Origin of the sequence: Pseudorhodoplanes sp., assembly GCF_050250235.1 — a bacterium.
GTDB lineage: Bacteria > Pseudomonadota > Alphaproteobacteria > Rhizobiales > Xanthobacteraceae > Pseudorhodoplanes.
Genome location: NZ_JBFWPA010000056.1, coordinates 1 through 16,928, shown reverse-complemented (window position 1 = coordinate 16,928; position 16,928 = coordinate 1). Strand labels below are relative to the sequence as shown.

Sequence of the window (16,928 nt, the reverse complement as noted above, 5' to 3'; positions counted from 1 at the left end):
GCGGCAGCGCGTGGCGAGGCGGCCGGTTGTTGCGCCGCGCCGGCGAAACGGGGCAGTCTTGCCTTGCATACAGGAGGCCGGACATGTCCGCCGACGCGCCCGAACAAAAAGACGATGCCGTCACGCTGGTTTCGTCCATCGCCTATGGATTCATGGGCTCGCAGGCCCTGTTCGCGGCGCTGGAACTGGGATTGTTTTCGGCGCTTGCGACCGGCCCGCTGACGGCGGAGGAAATTTCGGCTCGAACCGGGGCGCACATCGGGCCGCTGCACGCGCTCCTGCACGCGCTGACCGGCCTCGGTCTGGTGCTGCGGGAGAACGAGCGCTATCGCAACAGCAAGGCGGCGGCGCGCTATCTGGTCCGCGAATCCCGCGGCTATATGGGCGAATATTACCTGCGGCAGATCGCCGACACGCTGTACCAGCAGTTGCCGCAGGCGCGCGCCGTGCTTCGCGGCGAAGCGCGGGACACCACCTATTCCAGCTTTCTCGACGATCCGGTCCGCACCGAATTGTTCATCCGCGGCCAGCATGCCGGCTCCGCTGGACCGGCCTTTCTGCTGGCGCGCAACGCCGACTTCTCAGCCTACCGGCGCATGCTCGATCTCGGTGGTGGCTCCGGCGCTTTCTCGATCGAAATCGCGAGGCGCTGGCCGCAGATGTCCGCGATCGTGTTCGACCAGCCAGGGGTGATCCGCTTCGCTGAACAATTCGTCGCAGATGCGGGCTTGAGCGAACGGATCGATTGCGCCTCTGGTGACGTGGTCAACGATTCATGGCCGGAAGGCTGCGACTTGATCCTGATGTCCTATATCGTCAGTTCGTACCGTCCGGAGGACCTGCGCGCGCTGCTGGTGCGCGCGTTCGGTTACCTCCCTGCCGCGGGTGGCATCATGATCCATGATTTTGCCATGCACGACGAACAACCCGGCCCTCGCAATGCGGCGCTCTGGTCGTTTGCCAATCTCGCGATTTCGGCAACCACGCATCCTCACACGATATCGGACATCGCAACCGCGATGAGCGATGCCGGCTTTTCGCCGGTCGACGCGCGCCCACACATTCCGGATATCACGTTTCTGTTCACGGGCTGCAAGCCTTGAGCGGCGAGGGCGACAGCAGGAGCGGCAAGGGCGACAGCAGGCTGCGCGTTTCGGCCCGCCGCGCCGCCACCGCCGCGCGACCCTTCTCCATCCATATCTTCACGGCCTGCGGTGCCGCATGCGCGCTGCTCGCGATGCTTGCCGCCGCCAGGGCCGAATGGATCACGATGTTCGTGTGGCTCGCGGTCGCGCTGTTTATCGACGGGATCGACGGCACATTGGCGCGGCGGTTTCGGGTCGCGGAGGTCCTGCCTCGCTGGTCCGGCGACGCGCTCGATCTGGTGGTTGATTTCACCACTTACGTGTTCGTGCCGGCCTTTGCGCTGGCCACCAGCGGTATCTTGCCGCCCGCAATGGCGATCCCGCTCGCCATCGCGATCGTCGTGACCAGCGCGCTCTATTTCGCCGACGAGCAGATGAAGACATCGGAGAATTATTTCCGCGGCTTTCCCGCCTTGTGGAACGCGGTCGCCTTCCACCTGTTTGTTCTCAAGCTGCCGCCCTGGATCGCAGCTTCCGCCGTCGCCATTCTCGTGGTGCTGACCTTCATGCCGCTGCGCGTCTTGCATCCGTTCCGGGTTGCGCATTTCCGCACTCTCAATTTCGCGGCGCTGGTGGCCTGGTGCGCGCTTGGCCTCTATGCGCTGATGACCGCGCTCGATCCCGGTCCGATCGTCGCATGGTCGCTCGCTGCGCTCGGCGTGTACTTTCTGACCATCGGGCTCGCCACCGCCGGCGACTAGGCATGCATCGATGCTCCATCTGCTGACCGATCCGAATGCCTGGCTCGCACTCGTCACGCTGTCGGTGCTGGAGATCGTGCTTGGCATCGACAACATTGTTTTCATTTCGGTGCTGATCGCACGGCTGCCGCGCGATCAGGCGCGGATGGCGCGCAGGATCGGGATCGGCCTTGCCTTCGTGTTCCGGGTCGCGCTGCTCCTCATGCTGACCTGGATCATGCGACTGACGACACCGCTGTTCACGGTGCTCGGCAACGAGATATCGTGGCGCGACCTGATCCTGCTCGGTGGAGGCATGTTCCTGATCGCCAAGGGCACGCACGAAATCCATTCCGAGGTCGAAGCACGATACGAGGACATGGAGCCGAGGACCGATCGTCAGGCCTTTGCCTGGATCGTCGCGCAACTCGTCGCCATCGACCTGGTTTTCTCGCTGGACTCGATCATCACCGCGATCGGGCTCGCGCAGGACGTCGAGATCATGATCGCTGCGGTTGTGATCGCCATGCTCGTCATGTATTTCGCCGCTTCGCCGGTGTCGAAATTCATTCAGAAATATCCCACCACAAAAATGCTGGCTCTCTCATTCCTGTTATTGATCGGTGTGGCACTTGTCGCGGATGGATTGGGCTTTCATATTCCGCGCGGCTATATCTATTTCGCCATGGCCTTTGCCGGTGCCGTTGAGGTTTTCAACGTCCTGGCGCTGCGCAACCGGCGCCGTCGCCCGAAAGCGCTGACACGCAAGTGAACTGGAAAGCATCATGAGAGACATCGTTCTGATTACCGGCGGCGGCCGCGGCATCGGCGCCGCCACCGCCATGCTCGCAGCGGCGCGCGGCCATGACGTGGTGATCAACTACAAGAGCAATGCGCAGACCGCGGCGCAGGTCGTCAGCGAGATCGAGAAGGCCGGGGCGCGCGGACTTGCGGTGCAGGGCGACATGGCGAAAGAGGAGGATGTCGAGCGCCTGTTCGCGGCGGTCGATGGGTTCGGTCCGCTGAAGCACCTGGTCTATAACAGCGGGGTCACCGGCAAGAATTCACGCTTCGAGGCGGTGTCGACGCAGACGCTGCGCGACAATGTCGACATCAACCTGATGGGCGCCTTCTTTTGCGCGCGTGCGGCGATCCCGCGGCTGTCGACCAAGCATGGCAAGGCGGGGGGCAGCATGATTTTCCTTTCCTCGGTGCAGGCGCAGCTTGGCGCCGCCGGCGAATACGCCTGGTATGCCGCCACCAAGAGAGGGGTGGAGGGCCTGGTGACCGGGTTGTCGAAGGAGCTTGCGGGGGAGGGCATCCGTGTCAACGCGGTCTCGCCCGGCCCGATCGACACCGAAATCCACGAGCCGGGCCGACTGGCGCGGATTGCCCATCAGCTCCCGACCGGCCGGGTCGGGAAGCCGGAGGAGGTCGCCGAGGCCATTCTTTTCTTAATGTCGGACCGGGCGAGCTATACCAGCGGTACGACTCTGTCCGTCTCCGGCGCCCGATAGCGCGCGCTTGCGCCGGGCGTCGCGCCCCCTATGATCCCGGCCGGTTTTCAGCGCGCCGCGATGAGCGCGCCAAGGGAGGTCGACGATGGTCGCAGCGGTCCGGGTTCACAAGCATGGCGGCCCTGAGGTCCTCACTGTGGAGGACATCGAGGTGCCGGCGCCCGGACCGGGCCAGATCAGGATCAGACAGCATGCCTGCGGGGTAAATTTCATCGATACCTATTTCCGCATGGGCATGTATCCGTCGCCGGTCGGCATGCCGTTTGTGTCCGGCAACGAGGGCGCGGGCGAGGTGATCGCGGTCGGCGAAGGTGTGACCGACATCAAGGTCGGCGACCGCGTCGCTTATGTGGTGGCGCTCGGGGGGTATTCGGCGGAGCGGCTGCTTCCGGCCGACCGGGTGGTGAAAATCCCGCCCGTCATTTCCTACGAGCAGGCGGCCGGGATGATGCTGAAGGGCATGACCGCGCAATATCTGCTCAACCGCACCTACAGGGTGACCAAGGGCACGACCGTGCTGATGCATGCCGCGGCGGGCGGCGTCGGTCAGATTCTGTGCCAATGGGCCAACCATCTCGGTGCGACCGTCATCGGCACCGTCGGCAGCAAGGAGAAGGGCGAGATTGCCAAGGCCAATGGCTGTCACCACGTGATCTACTACCGGGACGAGGACTTCGCCGCGAAAGTGAAAGAGATCACCGGCGGCAAGCTCTGCGACGTGGTCTATGACGGCATCGGCAAGACCACGTTTCCGGCCTCCCTCGACTGCCTGCGGCCGCTCGGCATGTTCGCCAGCTTCGGCTCGGCGTCCGGCCAGATCGAGGCCTTCAACATCAACATCCTGCAGACCAAGGGCTCGCTTTTCGCGACCCGCCCGACACTGAACAATTACGTGGCCAAGCGCGAGGACCTGGTCGCAACCGCAAACGACCTCTTCAACGTGGTCGGGAGCGGCGCGGTCAAAATCCCGGTCAACCAGACATACGCGCTGAAGGATGCCCGCAAGGCTCACGAGGACCTGGAGGGTCGGGAGACCACGGGTTCGTCGATCCTCATTCCGTAGGCGGCACAGCGTTTGCTAGCCTGCATTCCGGCCTCGTCCTTCGAGACGCAACCCTTCGGGTTGCTCCTCGGGGTGAGGCCGGAAGAGGGGCCGGAGTCGGAGCGCAATGGACGTCTTTCTCGGCGAATGGGGCAATCTGCTGCTGCGATGGGCCCACATGATCGTGGGCATCGGCTGGATTGGCACCTCGTTCTATTTCATCGCGCTCGACTATTCGCTGAACCAGAAGGAGCGCAAGAGCCCGGGCGTGTTCGGCACCGCCTGGCAGGTTCACGGCGGCGGCTTCTATCACGTCGAGAAATTCACCGTCGCCCCGCCGCATCTGCCGGAACACCTGCACTGGTTCAAGTGGGAGGCCTATCTCACCTGGGTGACGGGCTTCGGCCTGCTGATCATCCAGTATTATGTCCACGCCAGTGCCTATCTGATCGATCCGGCCGTGATGGAGCTCGAACCGTGGCAGGCGATCTTCATCTCGATCGCGTCATTGCTGGTCGGCTGGGTGCTGTACGACGGCCTTTGCCGGCTGCTGGGCGACCGCACGGTTCCGCTCGCGATCTCGGTGTTCCTGCTGATCCTGCTGGCGAGCCTGCTCTACACCAAGGTTTTCTCGGGCCGCGGCTCGTTTATCCATGTCGGCGCCTTCATCGGCACCATCATGGCCTTCAACGTCTTCATGGTGATCATTCCCGGCCAGCGGAAGATGGTCGCGCAGTTGCTGGCGGGCGAGGAGCCGGAAGCGAAATACGGCAAGATCGCCAAGCAGCGCTCGCTGCACAACAACTACCTGACCCTGCCGGTGCTGCTGATGATGGTGTCGCCGCATTATCCGTTCCTGTCGGCGCATCCGCAGGCCTGGCTGGTGGTGGCGCTGATCCTGATGACCGGGGGCCTGTTCCGGCACATCCTCAACCAGATCGACATCGGCGAGCCCTGGGAGAAATACGGCTGGGCGGCGCCGGTCACGGCGTTTGCGCTGCTTTGCGCGATTTTTCTCACGGCGCCGCGCCACGCGGCGGATAGCGGACCACCGGTCTCGGACGGCGAAGTGCTGGCGCTGAGCGCCAAGCATTGCATTTCCTGCCATGCGCGCCGGCCGACGCATGAGAGCTTCAAGGAACCGCCCAAGAATGTTACGCTGGAGACACTCGCCGATCTCAAGCGCTTCAATCAGCTCATTATGATCCAGACCGTCCGCAACAAGGCGATGCCGCTCGGCAACCAGACCAACATGACGGACGACGAGCGCGCGCAACTGGGACGCTGGCTCAGCGCGCATTGACGATGGCGATCCCCGCCGAAATCGCTGCGATCGGTTCGCGCGCCGAAGCCATGCTGGCCGAGCTTGGAGCAATTTCATCCGAGCCGCAGCGGCTTGTGCGCCTCTATCTCAGCTCCGAGCATCGCTGCGCCGCCGACTTGATCGCCTTCTGGATGCGGGAAGCCGGCATGACCGTGACCGAGGATGCGCTCGGCACGGTGCGGGGCCATTGGCGGCCGGACCGGGAGACGCGGCTGCTGATCGGCTCGCATATCGATACCGTAATCGACGCCGGAAAATACGATGGCCCGCTGGGCGTGGTGGCGGGTATTCTCGCCGTGCGAGAGCTCGCCGCGCGCAACGCCGATCTGCCGTTCGGAATCGACGTGCTGGCCTTTGGCGACGAGGAGGGCTCACGATTTCGCACCACACTGGCGGGCTCCTCGGCCTGCGCCGGCGTGTTCGACCGCGCATCGCTGGCGTTCCCGGACCGCAATGGCGTCACTCTCGCGGACGCGATCAAAGCCTACGGAAAGAGCGTGGATGACATTGCAGCAGCGGCCTACGATCCCGCTGCGGTTGTTGGCTATGTCGAGGTGCATATCGAGCAGGGCCCGGTGCTGGAAGCGGAGGGGCTGCCGCTCGGCGTAGTCACCGGCATCGTTGGGCAGAGCCGGATGCGCGTGATCGTGCTGGGCGAGGCCGGTCATGCCGGCACGGTGCCGATGCGCATGCGCCAGGACGCGCTCGCCGGGGCCGCGGAGCTGATGCTGCTGATCGAGCAGACTGCGGTGGAAAACCAGGACGATGGGATGGTGGCGACCGTCGGACGCATCGAGGCCTCGCCCGGCGCGACCAATGTCATCCCCGGCCGGGTCGGGTTCTCTTTGGAGTTTCGTTCGTCGAGCGATGCCAGGCGCAAGGCCGCCATCGAGCAGATCAAGGCGGACGCCCAGCGCATCGGCGTCAAGCGCCGGCTGGAATTCGCCTTCGAGCCGTTCCATGAGACCAGCACCACGGCCTGCACCCCGCTGTTGCAGAACCTGATGGCCGAGGCGATCGCGGCGCTCGGCCTTGAAGCGACGCGGCTACCCTCGGGCGCCGGCCATGATGCGCAGGTGATGGCCAGTCTCTGCCCGATGGCGATGCTGTTCGTGCGCTGCAGGGGCGGCGTCAGCCACAATCCGGCGGAGTTGGCGAGCGAGACCGATATGGGGCTGAGCGTCGCTGCGCTGGTGCGCTTCATCGAAATCCTGGCGGCGCGGGACGCAGGGCAACGGGGCCGGACATGACCGATTTCATCGAGGCGAATTTTCCGCGCGAGGTCGAATTTCTGAAAGCACTGGTGCGGGTGCCGTCCGACAATCCGCCGGGTGATTGCGATCGTCACGCGGAGGAATCCGCGCGCCTGCTGGAAGGCCTCGGTTTTACGGTCGAGCGGCACAAGGTGCCCGACGGCATCGCGAAGCAGCACGGCATGGTGTCGGCGACCAACCTGATCGTCCGCGAGACCTTCGGCAGCGGGAAGGGGCCGGTGATCGCCATGAATGCGCATGGCGACGTGGTGCCGCCGGGCGAGGGCTGGACCCATGATCCTTACGGCGCGGAGGAAAAAGGCGGCGCGATCTATGGCCGCGGCGCCGCGGTGTCGAAGTCGGATTACGCGACCTATGCTTTCGCGCTGCTGGCGCTGAAGGACAGTCCCGCGGGGCTTGACGGCGTAGTCGAGCTGCATCTGACCTATGACGAAGAGATCGGCGGCTATACCGGTCCGGACTGGCTGATCAAGCAGAAGCTGACGAATCCGGACATCGCCTTCTCGGCCGGCTTCTCCTACGCCGTGGTCACCGCCCATAACGGCGTGCTGCACCTGGAAGTCACGGTGCGCGGCAAGCAGGCGCATGCCGCGATGCCGGAGAGCGGTGCCGATGCACTGGAAGCGGCGACGAGAATCCTCACCGCCATCTACAAGGAGCGCAAGCGCCTGAACCGGATCAAGTCGAAATCGCCGGGCATTGGCTCGCCAAAAATCACGGTCGGGCAGATCGCCGGAGGGTTTGCGACCAACGTGGTGCCCGACAAGGTCACGATGCGCATCGACCGCCGCCTGATTCCGGAGGAGAAGGGGACGAAGGTCGAGCGTGAGCTGGTCGCACTGGTGAAGCGGGCGGGCGCGGGCCGGGGCATCAAGGTCGAGTGCAAGCGCATCATCCTTGCCGAACCGCTCAAGCCGCGGCCCGGGGTGCGGAAAATCGTCGAGATCATCCAGCGCCACGCCAGGCGCGAACTGAAAACCGCGATCAAGGAAATGGGCGTGCCGCTCTATACCGATGCGCGCCATTACAGCGCGGCGGGTATTCCGACGGTGCTGTATGGCGCGGGCCCGCGCTCGATCCTGGAGGCCAATGCGCATTCGGCCAACGAGCATGTCAAGCTGTCGGATCTGAAAGCGGCGACGAAGATCGTCGCAGCATCCTTGCGCGATCTGCTCAAGGCTTAACCCTCAACGCACCAGCGAAGACTCCGCGCTGTTGCCATAGGCGCCGAGTTCATTGCGGTCGCCGGCGCGGGGCGGTGCTTCGGTGGGCTTGCCTTCGCCGCGGCCGAGCAGCGGGCTCGACGCCGCATCCCGTACATAACCCTTCGGGGTCCATCGGCCGACAGCCGATTTCAAGTGATAGTCGCCATTGTCCGGATCGGCGAACATCGGATCGACCGGCGGGATGATGCCGTCGCCGAAGGTGACCCTCAGCCCGTTGGCGCCGTAGCGGGTCTGCACCATGGAATGCGAGATGATGATCCGGACATTGTTGCAATTCTCGTCGCAGTTGGCGGCAATGTCCTCATTGGGCTTGTTGCCCCAGAAAATCGCATTGATGAAGGCGTAATTGTCGGGATCGTTGCCGCCGCGATCGATCCGCACCCCTGGCCCGGGTCCCCTGCAACCGACCGCGCGCGCATTGATGCTGGTCAGGTGGTCGAAGCGCGCGACCGTCGGGCCGCCGCCGGATCCGCTGTCCAGATAGATGTTGCCGCCGCAATTGCCGTCATAGACTTCGTGATAGCTGCGGCACATCGCGCCCTCGTCGCAGAAAAATCCGCCGCCCGCGATGCCCGCGCTGTTGCCGCGATAGACGTTCCAGTTCAGCCGGGCATCGGTCTTCTGCCCGCTTCCCAGATCGGCGCCGACAAACAGGCCGCCGCCCCATTTGGTCACGGAATTGCGGGTGAAAAGATTGCCGGTGATGCGCAGCGTGGTCCCGAACAGATAGACCGCGCCGCCATGCGAGGTCTCCGGCTCGACGCCGTGATTGTTGTCGATCCAGTTGCCTTCGATGGTGACGGTGTTCTCCTTGACGTCGTCATTCGTGAAAATCGCGCCGCCGCGGCCGCAGGAATTGTTGCGGAATACGTTGTTCTCGATCCGCCCGGTGATGTTGTTGAGGGACAATCCGCCGCCGGCAAGCTTGTTGTCGGTGCAGCGATTGTCATGAATGTGATTGTTGCTCACGTCGAAACGCTGCGATTCATAATGCTCGCGCACGATCGCCTGTGAATAGCCGCTGATGTCGAATCCGTCGATCACCGTGCGGGCATTGCCCTTCGGCGCGGGATCCTCGTAGCGGATGAACGAACCGCGCCCATTGCCGACGGCCCGCGTCACGTAGGTTGCGGAATCCCTCGCCCCGAAACCGCGCTCGAACCCGCCTGCGAATGTCAGATGCTTCTCTCCGGGCTTGATCTCTTCGCGATAGGTGCCTTCCGCGACGCAGATCACCACCCCGGCATTGGCCGCCGCGACCGCGTCGCCAATCGCGCGGTACGGGTTCTGCAGCGAGCCATTGCCGCGACCCGAGGCACTTGCATCCACGAATAGGTTGCAGCGCGGGAGTTCGGTCGCACGTGCGACCTGCACCGCACGCGGCACTCCGCCCTGGACCGGACCTGGACCGGCGGGAACCGGCGCCGCAACAGGAACCGGCTGCTGCCGAACAGGTGCGGGGGCCACGGGCGGCGCCACAGCGATCTGCGGCGCGCGGGGAGCGGGCTGGGCCCCCGGCGGCCTGAGATAGATGCGGCCGCCACGGGTCTGGTCGTAATAGGCGGGATATTGCTCGTGGCCGACGGTGGCGGCGAGCCGAGCTACCTCTTCGCGCAGGTCGATGACGATATCGGCGAGATGTGCGTCGCTCCGCGCCAGTGCCGGAATCAGCACGCGCGTGAATACGGAGTTCGACGAGCGGTCGCCGTCGCCAAGCCGGTCAAGCGCGGCCTGACCGAAACCCGCACTGTAGATCGTGAACACGCCTTCCGCCTCGCGAGACCGCGAAAGCCCCGCCTGGTTGCCGACCGACCGTGTGAGTCCGGCCTGGCGGAACGGGTTGTCGCGGCAGGCATCGAGCACCATGATCAGCACCCGCGGCTTGGCGGCCTGGATGTCGGCGACAAGGTCGGATTCGCCGAGCGCCATGTTGCGCACCCGGATTTCCTCGCCCTGGCTTGGCAGGGGAATGTCGGCGGGTAGCAGGTAGTTCGCTCCCGACAGCGACACGCCATGTCCGGCGAAAAACACCAGCGCGATGTCACCGGGCTTGATCGCGCGGGTAAACCGCACGATGTGATCGACGATCTGGCCGCGGCTAAGATTTTCGCCCCGGATCACATTGAAGCCAAGCTGTTGCAAGGCGCCGCTCATGGAGCGAGCATCGTTGACGGCCTTCTGCAGTTGCCGGTCCGCCGGGAGATTGGGATAACGGTCGTTGCCAATAACCAGGGCGACGCGGTTCTGCGCATTCACCTCGGCGGACGCGATCATGGAGATCACGGCGGCCGCCAGGCAACCGATGACTAGGCCGAAGAAGTTTCGCATCGATGACCCGATCGAAGTGGCGACCCTGATTGGTCCGAGAGGGACATTTGCCGTCGGTCGCAAACCGGCGCTGTCCGGTTCACCCCGGGCGGAAGCAAAATCCGCCAGCCAGGAGATTACGGAAGCGGCCAACCGCCGCGCCAATCATTTTTGCGTCACGGGCGGCCGGCCGAATGCCGCAGCCGAATGGTCGAAGTTCCAGTTCCGGCAGGCATCGCCGGATGGCATGGCCCGACCCGCCTGCATCAGCGGGCCGGGCATTCCGGAGATCAGACGCAGCGGCAATTCGATCCGGAACAATAATAGCGTGTTCCCGGCGGGCATCGTTGCGCATCCGCCGGCACGATGGTGCTGAGAAATGCGAACGCCGAGAGAGCAAGCAGCAGATATTTCATGATCGGTCCCCAGCCTCGACATTGAGGCGGGGCGGACTGTTGTGTGAGTCCCGCGGACCGGCAACTCACATAAGCTTGACCCGGTTTCGATTTGCTCAGCCCCGCTGGCTGAGGCGGCCCGCGTGCAGAATCCCACCGCACTGCCATGCAGATCATAGGCGTCGGAGCGCTCGATTTTCACCTGCGCAAATTCGCCGACCCGCAGCGGCCGGCGGCTGGTCACGTGCACCGCGCCGTCGATGTCCGGCGCATCCGCCTTGCTGCGGCCCTTGCCGCCATACGCCGTGACTTCGTCGATCAGCACCTGCTGACGCGTTCCGACCTTGCGCTTGAGACGGCGGGCAGAGATCGCCTGCTGCTTCTTCATGAACCGATGCCAGCGTTCCTCTTTCACGTCCTGCGGGACAGCACCATCGAGTGCGTTCGATGCCGCGCCGTCCACAGGCTCGTATTTGAAGCAGCCGACACGATCGAGTTCCGCTTCATCGAGCCAGTCGAGCAGGAATTCAAAATCGGCATCGGTCTCGCCCGGGAAACCGACGATGAAGGTCGAGCGAATGCTGAGATCCGGACAGATTTCGCGCCAGCGCGCGATGCGCTCAAGCGTCTTCTCCTGCGCGGCCGGACGGCGCATCCGCTTCAGCACCTCCGGGCTCGCATGCTGAAACGGAATGTCGAGATACGGCAGCACCTTGCCTTCGGCCATGAGCGGGATGACTTCGTCGACATGGGGATAGGGATAGACGTAGTGCAGCCGCACCCAGACGCCGAGTTCGCCCAGTTCACGCGCCAGCGGCACGAACTTCGCCTGCACCTCGCGATCCTGCCACTGGCTGGTCGCATATTTCACATCGACGCCGTAAGCTGAGGTGTCCTGCGAGATCACCAGCAGCTCCCTGACGCCGGCCTTCACCAGCCGCTCGGCCTCGCGCAGCACATCGGCAGCCGGTCGAGAGACGAGATCGCCGCGCAGCTTCGGGATGATGCAGAAAGTACAGCGGTTGTTGCAGCCTTCGGAAATCTTCAGATAGGCATAATGGCGCGGCGTCAGCTTCAGGCCCTGCGGCGGCACCAGATCGACATAGGGCTCGTGCACCGGCGGCAGCGCGCGATGCACCGCGTCCATCACGCTCTCATATTGCTGCGGCCCGGTGATCGCGAGCACGTTCGGATATTGCGCGGTGATCTTGTCCGGCTCGGCGCCCATGCACCCCGTCACAATGACCTTGCCGTTCTCGGCCATGGCGTCGCCGATGGCGGCGAGCGATTCCGCCTGAGCCGAATCCAGGAATCCGCAGGTATTGACGATGGTCACGTCGGCGCCGGCATGACCGCGCGCGAGTTCATAGCCCTCGGCGCGCAGCCGCGTGATGATGCGCTCGGAATCGACCAGTGCCTTGGGGCAGCCCAGCGATACGAAGGATATGCGCGGGGCGGCGGTCATGCAGGTCCGGATCGGGGTGAAGGCGCGGCTTTAGGGCAGGCAGCAGGTAAGGTCAACTGCCGCAAGCCGCAATCCCTCACCGCCCCGATGACCTGCCGCAACGAACCATCGCGCGGCAGGCGCACGGGATTGGCGCCCGGGATCCACCCGTCAAATGCTACTGCGCCTTGAGGCCGGATTCCTTGACGATATCGCGATACCGCTCCCAGCTCTCCCGCACGGTGTCGGCGAATGCGGCGGGCGTCCGGGTGCCGACCTCCATCCCGAGCTTGGCCATGGCGTCCATCACCTTTGGCGACTCCACCGCTGCGCTGATGGCGGCATTGGCCCGCGCGACTACTTCGGGCGGCGTCCCGGCCGGCATCAGGAAGCCCGACCAGTCCTGCACGACGATCTTGTCGAAGCCGAGTTCGACGAAGGTCGGAATATCGGGGGCAAGCGTCGAACGCTCGCGCGCCGTCGTGGCGAGGATACGCAACTTGCCGTCGCGGGCATGCGGCAGAACCTCCGCAAGCGGCGTCACGATGGCGGGCACATGTCCGCCCAGCGCATCCACAACCGACGGCGCACCACCCTTGTAGGAGATCAGGTTGAGCTTGATATTCGCGTCCCGTGCCAGCATCAGGCCGGTGAAATGCTGCGAACCGCCGGACGGAGCGCCGAAATTGGCCTTGTCGGGATTGGCCTTCGCCCAGGCGATGAAATCCGTCAGCGTCTTCACGTCGTTCGGTACCGCCGGCCCGACCGACAGCGCCAGCGTGCCGAAATGCGTGGTGGCGACCGGGACAAAATCCTTCAGCGTGTCGTAGCGCATGTCCTTGTAGACATGTGGATGGATCGCCATCGGGAAGGCCGGCGTGAACAGGAGCGTGGTGCCGTCGGCCGGCGTTCCCTTGATGAATGCTGCAGCGATCTGTCCGCCGGCGCCCGGCCGGTTCTGGACCACGACAGAGTCGGCATACTTGCCCTGGATCGCCTCGGCGACGAGGCGCGCAACCGTGTCGGTTGCTCCGCCCGCCGGGAAGCCGACGATGATGGTTGCGAGCGCGGGCGGCTTTTGTGCGTAGGCGACGTGGCTGGCCCCGAGCAGCGGCCCCGCCAGTGCGGCCGTCAGGGCCAGCAGCAAGGTTCGGCGAAGTGTCATGCATTCCTCCCTTTGCGTTCTTGGATATTGGTTGCTCATGTCACGAGATGGCGCAGCGGCTCGCCCTCAATGAGCCGCCGCAGATTGGCGGCCGCGCTGTCGGCCAGGCGCTCCTGGCTCGGCAGGCTGGCGCCTCCGGCAAAATGCGGAGAGATGATCAGATTGGGCGAAGCCCAGAGCGGATCGTCGGCGGGCAGGGGCTCCGGATCGACGACGTCGAGACCCGCCGCGCCCACTTGACCTGATGCCAGCATCGCGGCCAGGGCCGGCTGATCGATCAGCCCGCCACGCGCCACGTTGATCAGCACGACGCCCGGCTTGCAGGCTTCCAATCTGCGCATATCGAACAGATGACGGGTTTCCGCTGTCAGGGCGATGGTCAGCATCACCATGTCGGCCCGCGCCAGCACCTCATCGAGTTGCAGCAATGAATGGGCTTCGTCCGTGAATTCGTCGGCGCCTCCGCTGCGCGAGACCGCCAGGATGCGGATGCCGAAGGGACGGGCGCGCCGCGCAATCTCGCGGCCGATCTGGCCGTAACCCACGATCGCCATGACCTTGCCCTCGACCGAGGTGGCTTTCGCCGAAACCTCGAGCCGCGACCAGTTCCGCTTCCCCTGCGCCTCCAGCATGGCGGGGACGCGGCGGATCAGCGCGAGCAGCAGCGTCATGGCGTGTTCGGCGACCGTCGGCGCCACGCAGCCGGCGGGGTAGGTCACCGCAAGTCCTGCCGGAAGTCCGACCGCGTTGAAACCTTCCATGCCCGCGGTGAGGAAATGCATCCAGCGGACACGATTGCCGGGTGACGACAAGGCTGCCACCACCTGACGGGCCTCGGCGGGCGGCGCGTCATAGAGGATGAGGGCTTCGGCGCCGTCGAGCGCGGCCAGCATTTCCGGAAGGGTTTCGACGATGACGAGATCGGCGCCCGGCACGGCGCGCAGGGCGTCGGTGACGTTTCGTCTGGCGAGTTGCAGCCGCGCCCAATAGACCACGCGCATCGGCAGGCTCCCTATCGCGCCTTTCGGGGCGGATGCGCCTTCAGCGCGGCTTCATCGATATCGGAGCCCCAGCCTGGACGCTGCGGGACCAGGATTTCACCGTTCTCGATGCTCGATGGATGCGTCAGGAAATCCCGTGTCCATGGCGCTTCGTCCGGACGTAGCTCCATGATGCGGAAATTCGGAATGGCGGCGCAGAAATGCGCGCTCATCAGGTTCGCGAGATCGCCGACCGGGTTGTGCGGCGCCACGTGAATCTCGAAGGCATCGGCCAGCGTCGCCACGCGCACCGACTGCCACACCCCGTTCCACATCGGATCGACGATCGCGGTGTCGACCGCGCGCTGGACGAGATAGGGGCGGAAATCGTGGATGCCGTGAAGCCCCTCAAGCGACGCGATGGGCGTGCGGGTGGATTGCCGGATCAGCGCCAGCCCTTCCGGATCGCGCATGTCGAGCTCGAGCCAGTACAGATGGAGCGGTTCCAGCCGCCGCGCCAGCCGCAGATACCCCTCGGTGCGCTGACTGAAGCTCACATCGAGCATCAGCCCTGTATGAGGGCCGATGCCCTCGCGCAACGCGTCGAGCTGCTCGACGATCGCGCCGATCTGGTGATCGCTGATGCTGCGGTCGAGGAAGCCGGGTTCGATGCGAAACCCGCCGTTGAACATATAGGGCCTGTCCCGGTCGAAGAACACCGGATTGGTCTTCACGGCCCGGAAGCCCTGCGCGACGGCTTCGCGGCCCAGCCGGGTGAAGTCGTCGAGCGTGCGCACCGGCTCGAAGCCAAGCTCCTGCTCATAGAAGGCCGCGTGCCGGACCCGATAGCTGCCGCAATGCGTCCAATAGACCGGCACCCGTTCGCGAAACGGCCCGCCGAACAGGGCATAGACCGGCACACCGAGGGATTTGGCGTGGATATCGAGACACGCATTCTCGATGGCCGCGACCGCCTGATGCGCGAGGCCACCCCAGGATAGCCGCGTGGTCGCGAGCAGGCTTTCGCTCAGCCGGCCGACCTGACGCGGATCCATGCCGACCGCGACTTTCGCGAAATCCCGGATCACCGGCGTGACCGAAACTCCGGTCAGGCCTTCATAATATTCGGACCAGCCGACGATGCCTTCATCGGTGGTCATCTTGACGTAGGAACAGACGCGATAGCCGCCGTCACCATGCAGAGTTTCGATGCCGGTGATTTTCACGACGATCGGCCCTCGTCCATCGACGCCGGCGCGGGTATCCCGGCGCCATACACCGCCAGCAGCTTTTTCAATGCGCTGAATGTCGCGCGGCGCTCGTCCGGCGAGAGCGCCTTCAGCAGTTTCATTTGCGCCTCCAGCGCCTCGGGAAAGATCGACTGCGCGAGCTTGCGTCCGCCTGGGGTGAGATCGACGATGCGGCGATTGCGGTGCGAGGGGTCGGCAAGCATGCGGACCAGCCGGCGCGCGGCGAGACTGCGCAGCACCCTCGTGGCCTGCGCCTTGTCGAAATGGGAAATGCGGCAAAGCGCGGCCAGCGGCATCGGCGCGGATTCGCACAGCCGCCCGAGAATTCTCCATTCCGGCAGGGATAGGCCGTGCTTCCTCGCATAGACCGCCGTGCCTTCCAGATGGATGACATTGGCCGCCCGCAACAGCAGCGAGCTTGGATATTCGCCGAGGTCGAGCTTTCGGCCATGCACGACCGCGGCGTTCCAGGGGTCGTCGTCATGAATGTGCGGGCCTGGGCCGTTTGGCAACACGTCGCGAGCCGAGTGGTGTCGTTCGTGGTTCGCGCGTTTTCGCAAAGCGGGTCCCGTCATCGCATTGCCGCCCTTCATCGGGATCGCCATTGCTGCCGACAGGTTCTATGGATCGCGATGTGGACTTGTCAACGAGCCGGCATGTCCCGCCCGATCTCGGGTCCGGCGACTCGGAGCCAGGCTTCGCGGTTCTCGCATGACAAACCCGCAGGTCGCTCCGCCTTGCGAGTTGGCGCAGCGATGAAACCCAAGCTTAATCAGTATCTTATCGGATACTTCGTGCAATCTTCGGAAAATCTTAACGAAATCCGCCTTTGATCCGCAGGCATCGGATGGCGTGCGTTTCCGACTTCGCCAGCCCCAGGCGCAAGCGGCGCGACGACATAAGGGCCAAGAACGCATGTTCAATCTGCCGCGCCTCGTGATCGCCGGTGTTCTTGCCGCGAGCCTGTCGGGATGCGGCTCGCTCTCCGTGTTCGAGGGGTTCCTGTCTGCGGACGGCGAATTTGCCCAGAAGAAGCCGGCCACCGGAAAAGCCTACGTGTTTCGCGGGATGGGCGGACGCTTTGCCTCGTTCGAGATGGACTACCTGCGTGACAAGATCGCCGCGAGCGGGATCGAGGCCGAGACCTACAACCATATCAACTGGTACGGCCCGGCGCGG

The 16,928-nt window shown here is 64.5% G+C and carries 14 protein-coding genes and 1 pseudogene; 9 read left to right on the top strand and 6 right to left on the bottom strand.

Annotation, left to right across the window (positions count from 1 at the left end; translation table 11 throughout):
- The first annotated feature begins 83 nt into the window (after positions 1–83).
- The 8 genes from AB7F49_RS22125 (at position 84) to AB7F49_RS22090 (ending at position 8,166) form a co-directional block, all read left to right on the top strand.
- Positions 84–1,103, top strand: a complete 1,020-nt coding sequence (locus AB7F49_RS22125) for a methyltransferase (protein WP_428526342.1) — start codon at positions 84–86, stop codon at positions 1,101–1,103.
- Positions 1,100–1,846: a CDP-alcohol phosphatidyltransferase family protein gene (locus AB7F49_RS22120; protein ID WP_428526340.1), complete on the top strand. Its 747-nt coding sequence runs from the start codon at positions 1,100–1,102 to the stop codon at positions 1,844–1,846. The genes AB7F49_RS22125 and AB7F49_RS22120 overlap by 4 nt, the downstream gene beginning before the upstream one ends.
- 10 nt (positions 1,847–1,856) lie before the next feature.
- Positions 1,857–2,597 carry a TerC family protein gene (locus AB7F49_RS22115; protein ID WP_428526338.1) on the top strand — a complete coding sequence of 247 codons (741 nt, stop codon included), beginning with the start codon at positions 1,857–1,859 and terminating at the stop codon, positions 2,595–2,597.
- Between the two features lie 13 nt (positions 2,598–2,610).
- Positions 2,611–3,342, top strand: coding sequence for an SDR family oxidoreductase (locus AB7F49_RS22110; protein ID WP_428526336.1), 732 nt, complete (start codon positions 2,611–2,613; stop codon positions 3,340–3,342).
- Positions 3,343–3,427: 85 nt separating this feature from the next.
- The gene (locus AB7F49_RS22105) at positions 3,428–4,405 is read left to right on the top strand and encodes a quinone oxidoreductase family protein (protein ID WP_428526335.1); all 978 of its coding nucleotides are present in this window, start codon (positions 3,428–3,430) and stop codon (positions 4,403–4,405) included.
- A gap of 106 nt (positions 4,406–4,511) precedes the next feature.
- Positions 4,512–5,687: a urate hydroxylase PuuD gene (locus AB7F49_RS22100; RefSeq protein ID WP_428526333.1), complete on the top strand. Its 1,176-nt coding sequence runs from the start codon at positions 4,512–4,514 to the stop codon at positions 5,685–5,687.
- Between the two features lie 2 nt (positions 5,688–5,689).
- The gene (locus AB7F49_RS22095) at positions 5,690–6,958 is read left to right on the top strand and encodes an allantoate amidohydrolase (protein ID WP_428526331.1); all 1,269 of its coding nucleotides are present in this window, start codon (positions 5,690–5,692) and stop codon (positions 6,956–6,958) included.
- Positions 6,955–8,166: an ArgE/DapE family deacylase gene (locus AB7F49_RS22090; RefSeq protein WP_428526329.1), complete on the top strand. Its 1,212-nt coding sequence runs from the start codon at positions 6,955–6,957 to the stop codon at positions 8,164–8,166. Before AB7F49_RS22095 ends, AB7F49_RS22090 begins: the two co-directional genes overlap by 4 nt.
- Before the next feature lie 3 nt (positions 8,167–8,169).
- On the opposite strand, the gene AB7F49_RS22085 is transcribed toward AB7F49_RS22090, so the two are convergent.
- The 6 genes and pseudogenes from AB7F49_RS22085 to AB7F49_RS22060 all read right to left on the bottom strand — a co-directional run bounded on the left by AB7F49_RS22085 (position 8,170) and on the right by AB7F49_RS22060 (position 16,342).
- Positions 8,170–10,482, bottom strand: a complete 2,313-nt coding sequence (locus tag AB7F49_RS22085; protein WP_428526382.1) for a caspase family protein — start codon at positions 10,480–10,482, stop codon at positions 8,170–8,172.
- Between the two features lie 576 nt (positions 10,483–11,058).
- Positions 11,059–12,375 (bottom strand): annotated as a pseudogene (gene rimO / locus AB7F49_RS22080) (30S ribosomal protein S12 methylthiotransferase RimO); the annotation flags it as partial.
- Positions 12,376–12,532: 157 nt separating this feature from the next.
- The gene (locus AB7F49_RS22075) at positions 12,533–13,519 is read right to left on the bottom strand and encodes a tripartite tricarboxylate transporter substrate-binding protein (protein ID WP_428526327.1); all 987 of its coding nucleotides are present in this window, start codon (positions 13,517–13,519) and stop codon (positions 12,533–12,535) included.
- Between the two features lie 35 nt (positions 13,520–13,554).
- Positions 13,555–14,520 (bottom strand): NAD(P)-dependent oxidoreductase, encoded by a 966-nt coding sequence (locus tag AB7F49_RS22070; RefSeq protein WP_428526325.1) that lies wholly within the window; start codon positions 14,518–14,520, stop codon positions 13,555–13,557.
- 11 nt (positions 14,521–14,531) lie between these two features.
- A complete protein-coding gene (locus AB7F49_RS22065) occupies positions 14,532–15,725 on the bottom strand; it encodes a mandelate racemase/muconate lactonizing enzyme family protein (RefSeq protein ID WP_428526323.1) in 1,194 nt (397 codons plus the stop codon).
- Positions 15,722–16,342 carry a MarR family winged helix-turn-helix transcriptional regulator gene (locus AB7F49_RS22060; RefSeq protein WP_428526321.1) on the bottom strand — a complete coding sequence of 207 codons (621 nt, stop codon included), beginning with the start codon at positions 16,340–16,342 and terminating at the stop codon, positions 15,722–15,724. Before AB7F49_RS22060 ends, AB7F49_RS22065 begins: the two co-directional genes overlap by 4 nt.
- A gap of 322 nt (positions 16,343–16,664) precedes the next feature.
- Between AB7F49_RS22060 and AB7F49_RS22055 the strand changes: the two genes are divergently transcribed.
- A partial coding sequence (locus tag AB7F49_RS22055; protein WP_428526319.1) for a hypothetical protein occupies positions 16,665–16,928 on the top strand: 264 nt, incomplete at its 3' end.

What these genes read in the sequence shown, in the direction of transcription:
- AB7F49_RS22105 (WP_428526335.1), top strand. Translation starts at nt 3,428, where the DNA reads ATGGTCGCAGCGGTCCGGGTTCACAAGCATGGCGGCCCTGAGGTCCTC.
- AB7F49_RS22075 (WP_428526327.1), bottom strand. Translation starts at nt 13,519, where the DNA reads ATGACACTTCGCCGAACCTTGCTGCTGGCCCTGACGGCCGCACTGGCG.
- AB7F49_RS22085 (WP_428526382.1), bottom strand. Translation starts at nt 10,482, where the DNA reads ATGATCGCGTCCGCCGAGGTGAATGCGCAGAACCGCGTCGCCCTGGTT.
- AB7F49_RS22090 (WP_428526329.1), top strand. Translation starts at nt 6,955, where the DNA reads ATGACCGATTTCATCGAGGCGAATTTTCCGCGCGAGGTCGAATTTCTG.
- AB7F49_RS22060 (WP_428526321.1), bottom strand. Translation starts at nt 16,342, where the DNA reads ATGAAGGGCGGCAATGCGATGACGGGACCCGCTTTGCGAAAACGCGCG.
- AB7F49_RS22095 (WP_428526331.1), top strand. Translation starts at nt 5,690, where the DNA reads ATGGCGATCCCCGCCGAAATCGCTGCGATCGGTTCGCGCGCCGAAGCC.
- AB7F49_RS22125 (WP_428526342.1), top strand. Translation starts at nt 84, where the DNA reads ATGTCCGCCGACGCGCCCGAACAAAAAGACGATGCCGTCACGCTGGTT.
- AB7F49_RS22110 (WP_428526336.1), top strand. Translation starts at nt 2,611, where the DNA reads ATGAGAGACATCGTTCTGATTACCGGCGGCGGCCGCGGCATCGGCGCC.
- AB7F49_RS22115 (WP_428526338.1), top strand. Translation starts at nt 1,857, where the DNA reads ATGCTCCATCTGCTGACCGATCCGAATGCCTGGCTCGCACTCGTCACG.
- AB7F49_RS22100 (WP_428526333.1), top strand. Translation starts at nt 4,512, where the DNA reads ATGGACGTCTTTCTCGGCGAATGGGGCAATCTGCTGCTGCGATGGGCC.
- AB7F49_RS22070 (WP_428526325.1), bottom strand. Translation starts at nt 14,520, where the DNA reads ATGCGCGTGGTCTATTGGGCGCGGCTGCAACTCGCCAGACGAAACGTC.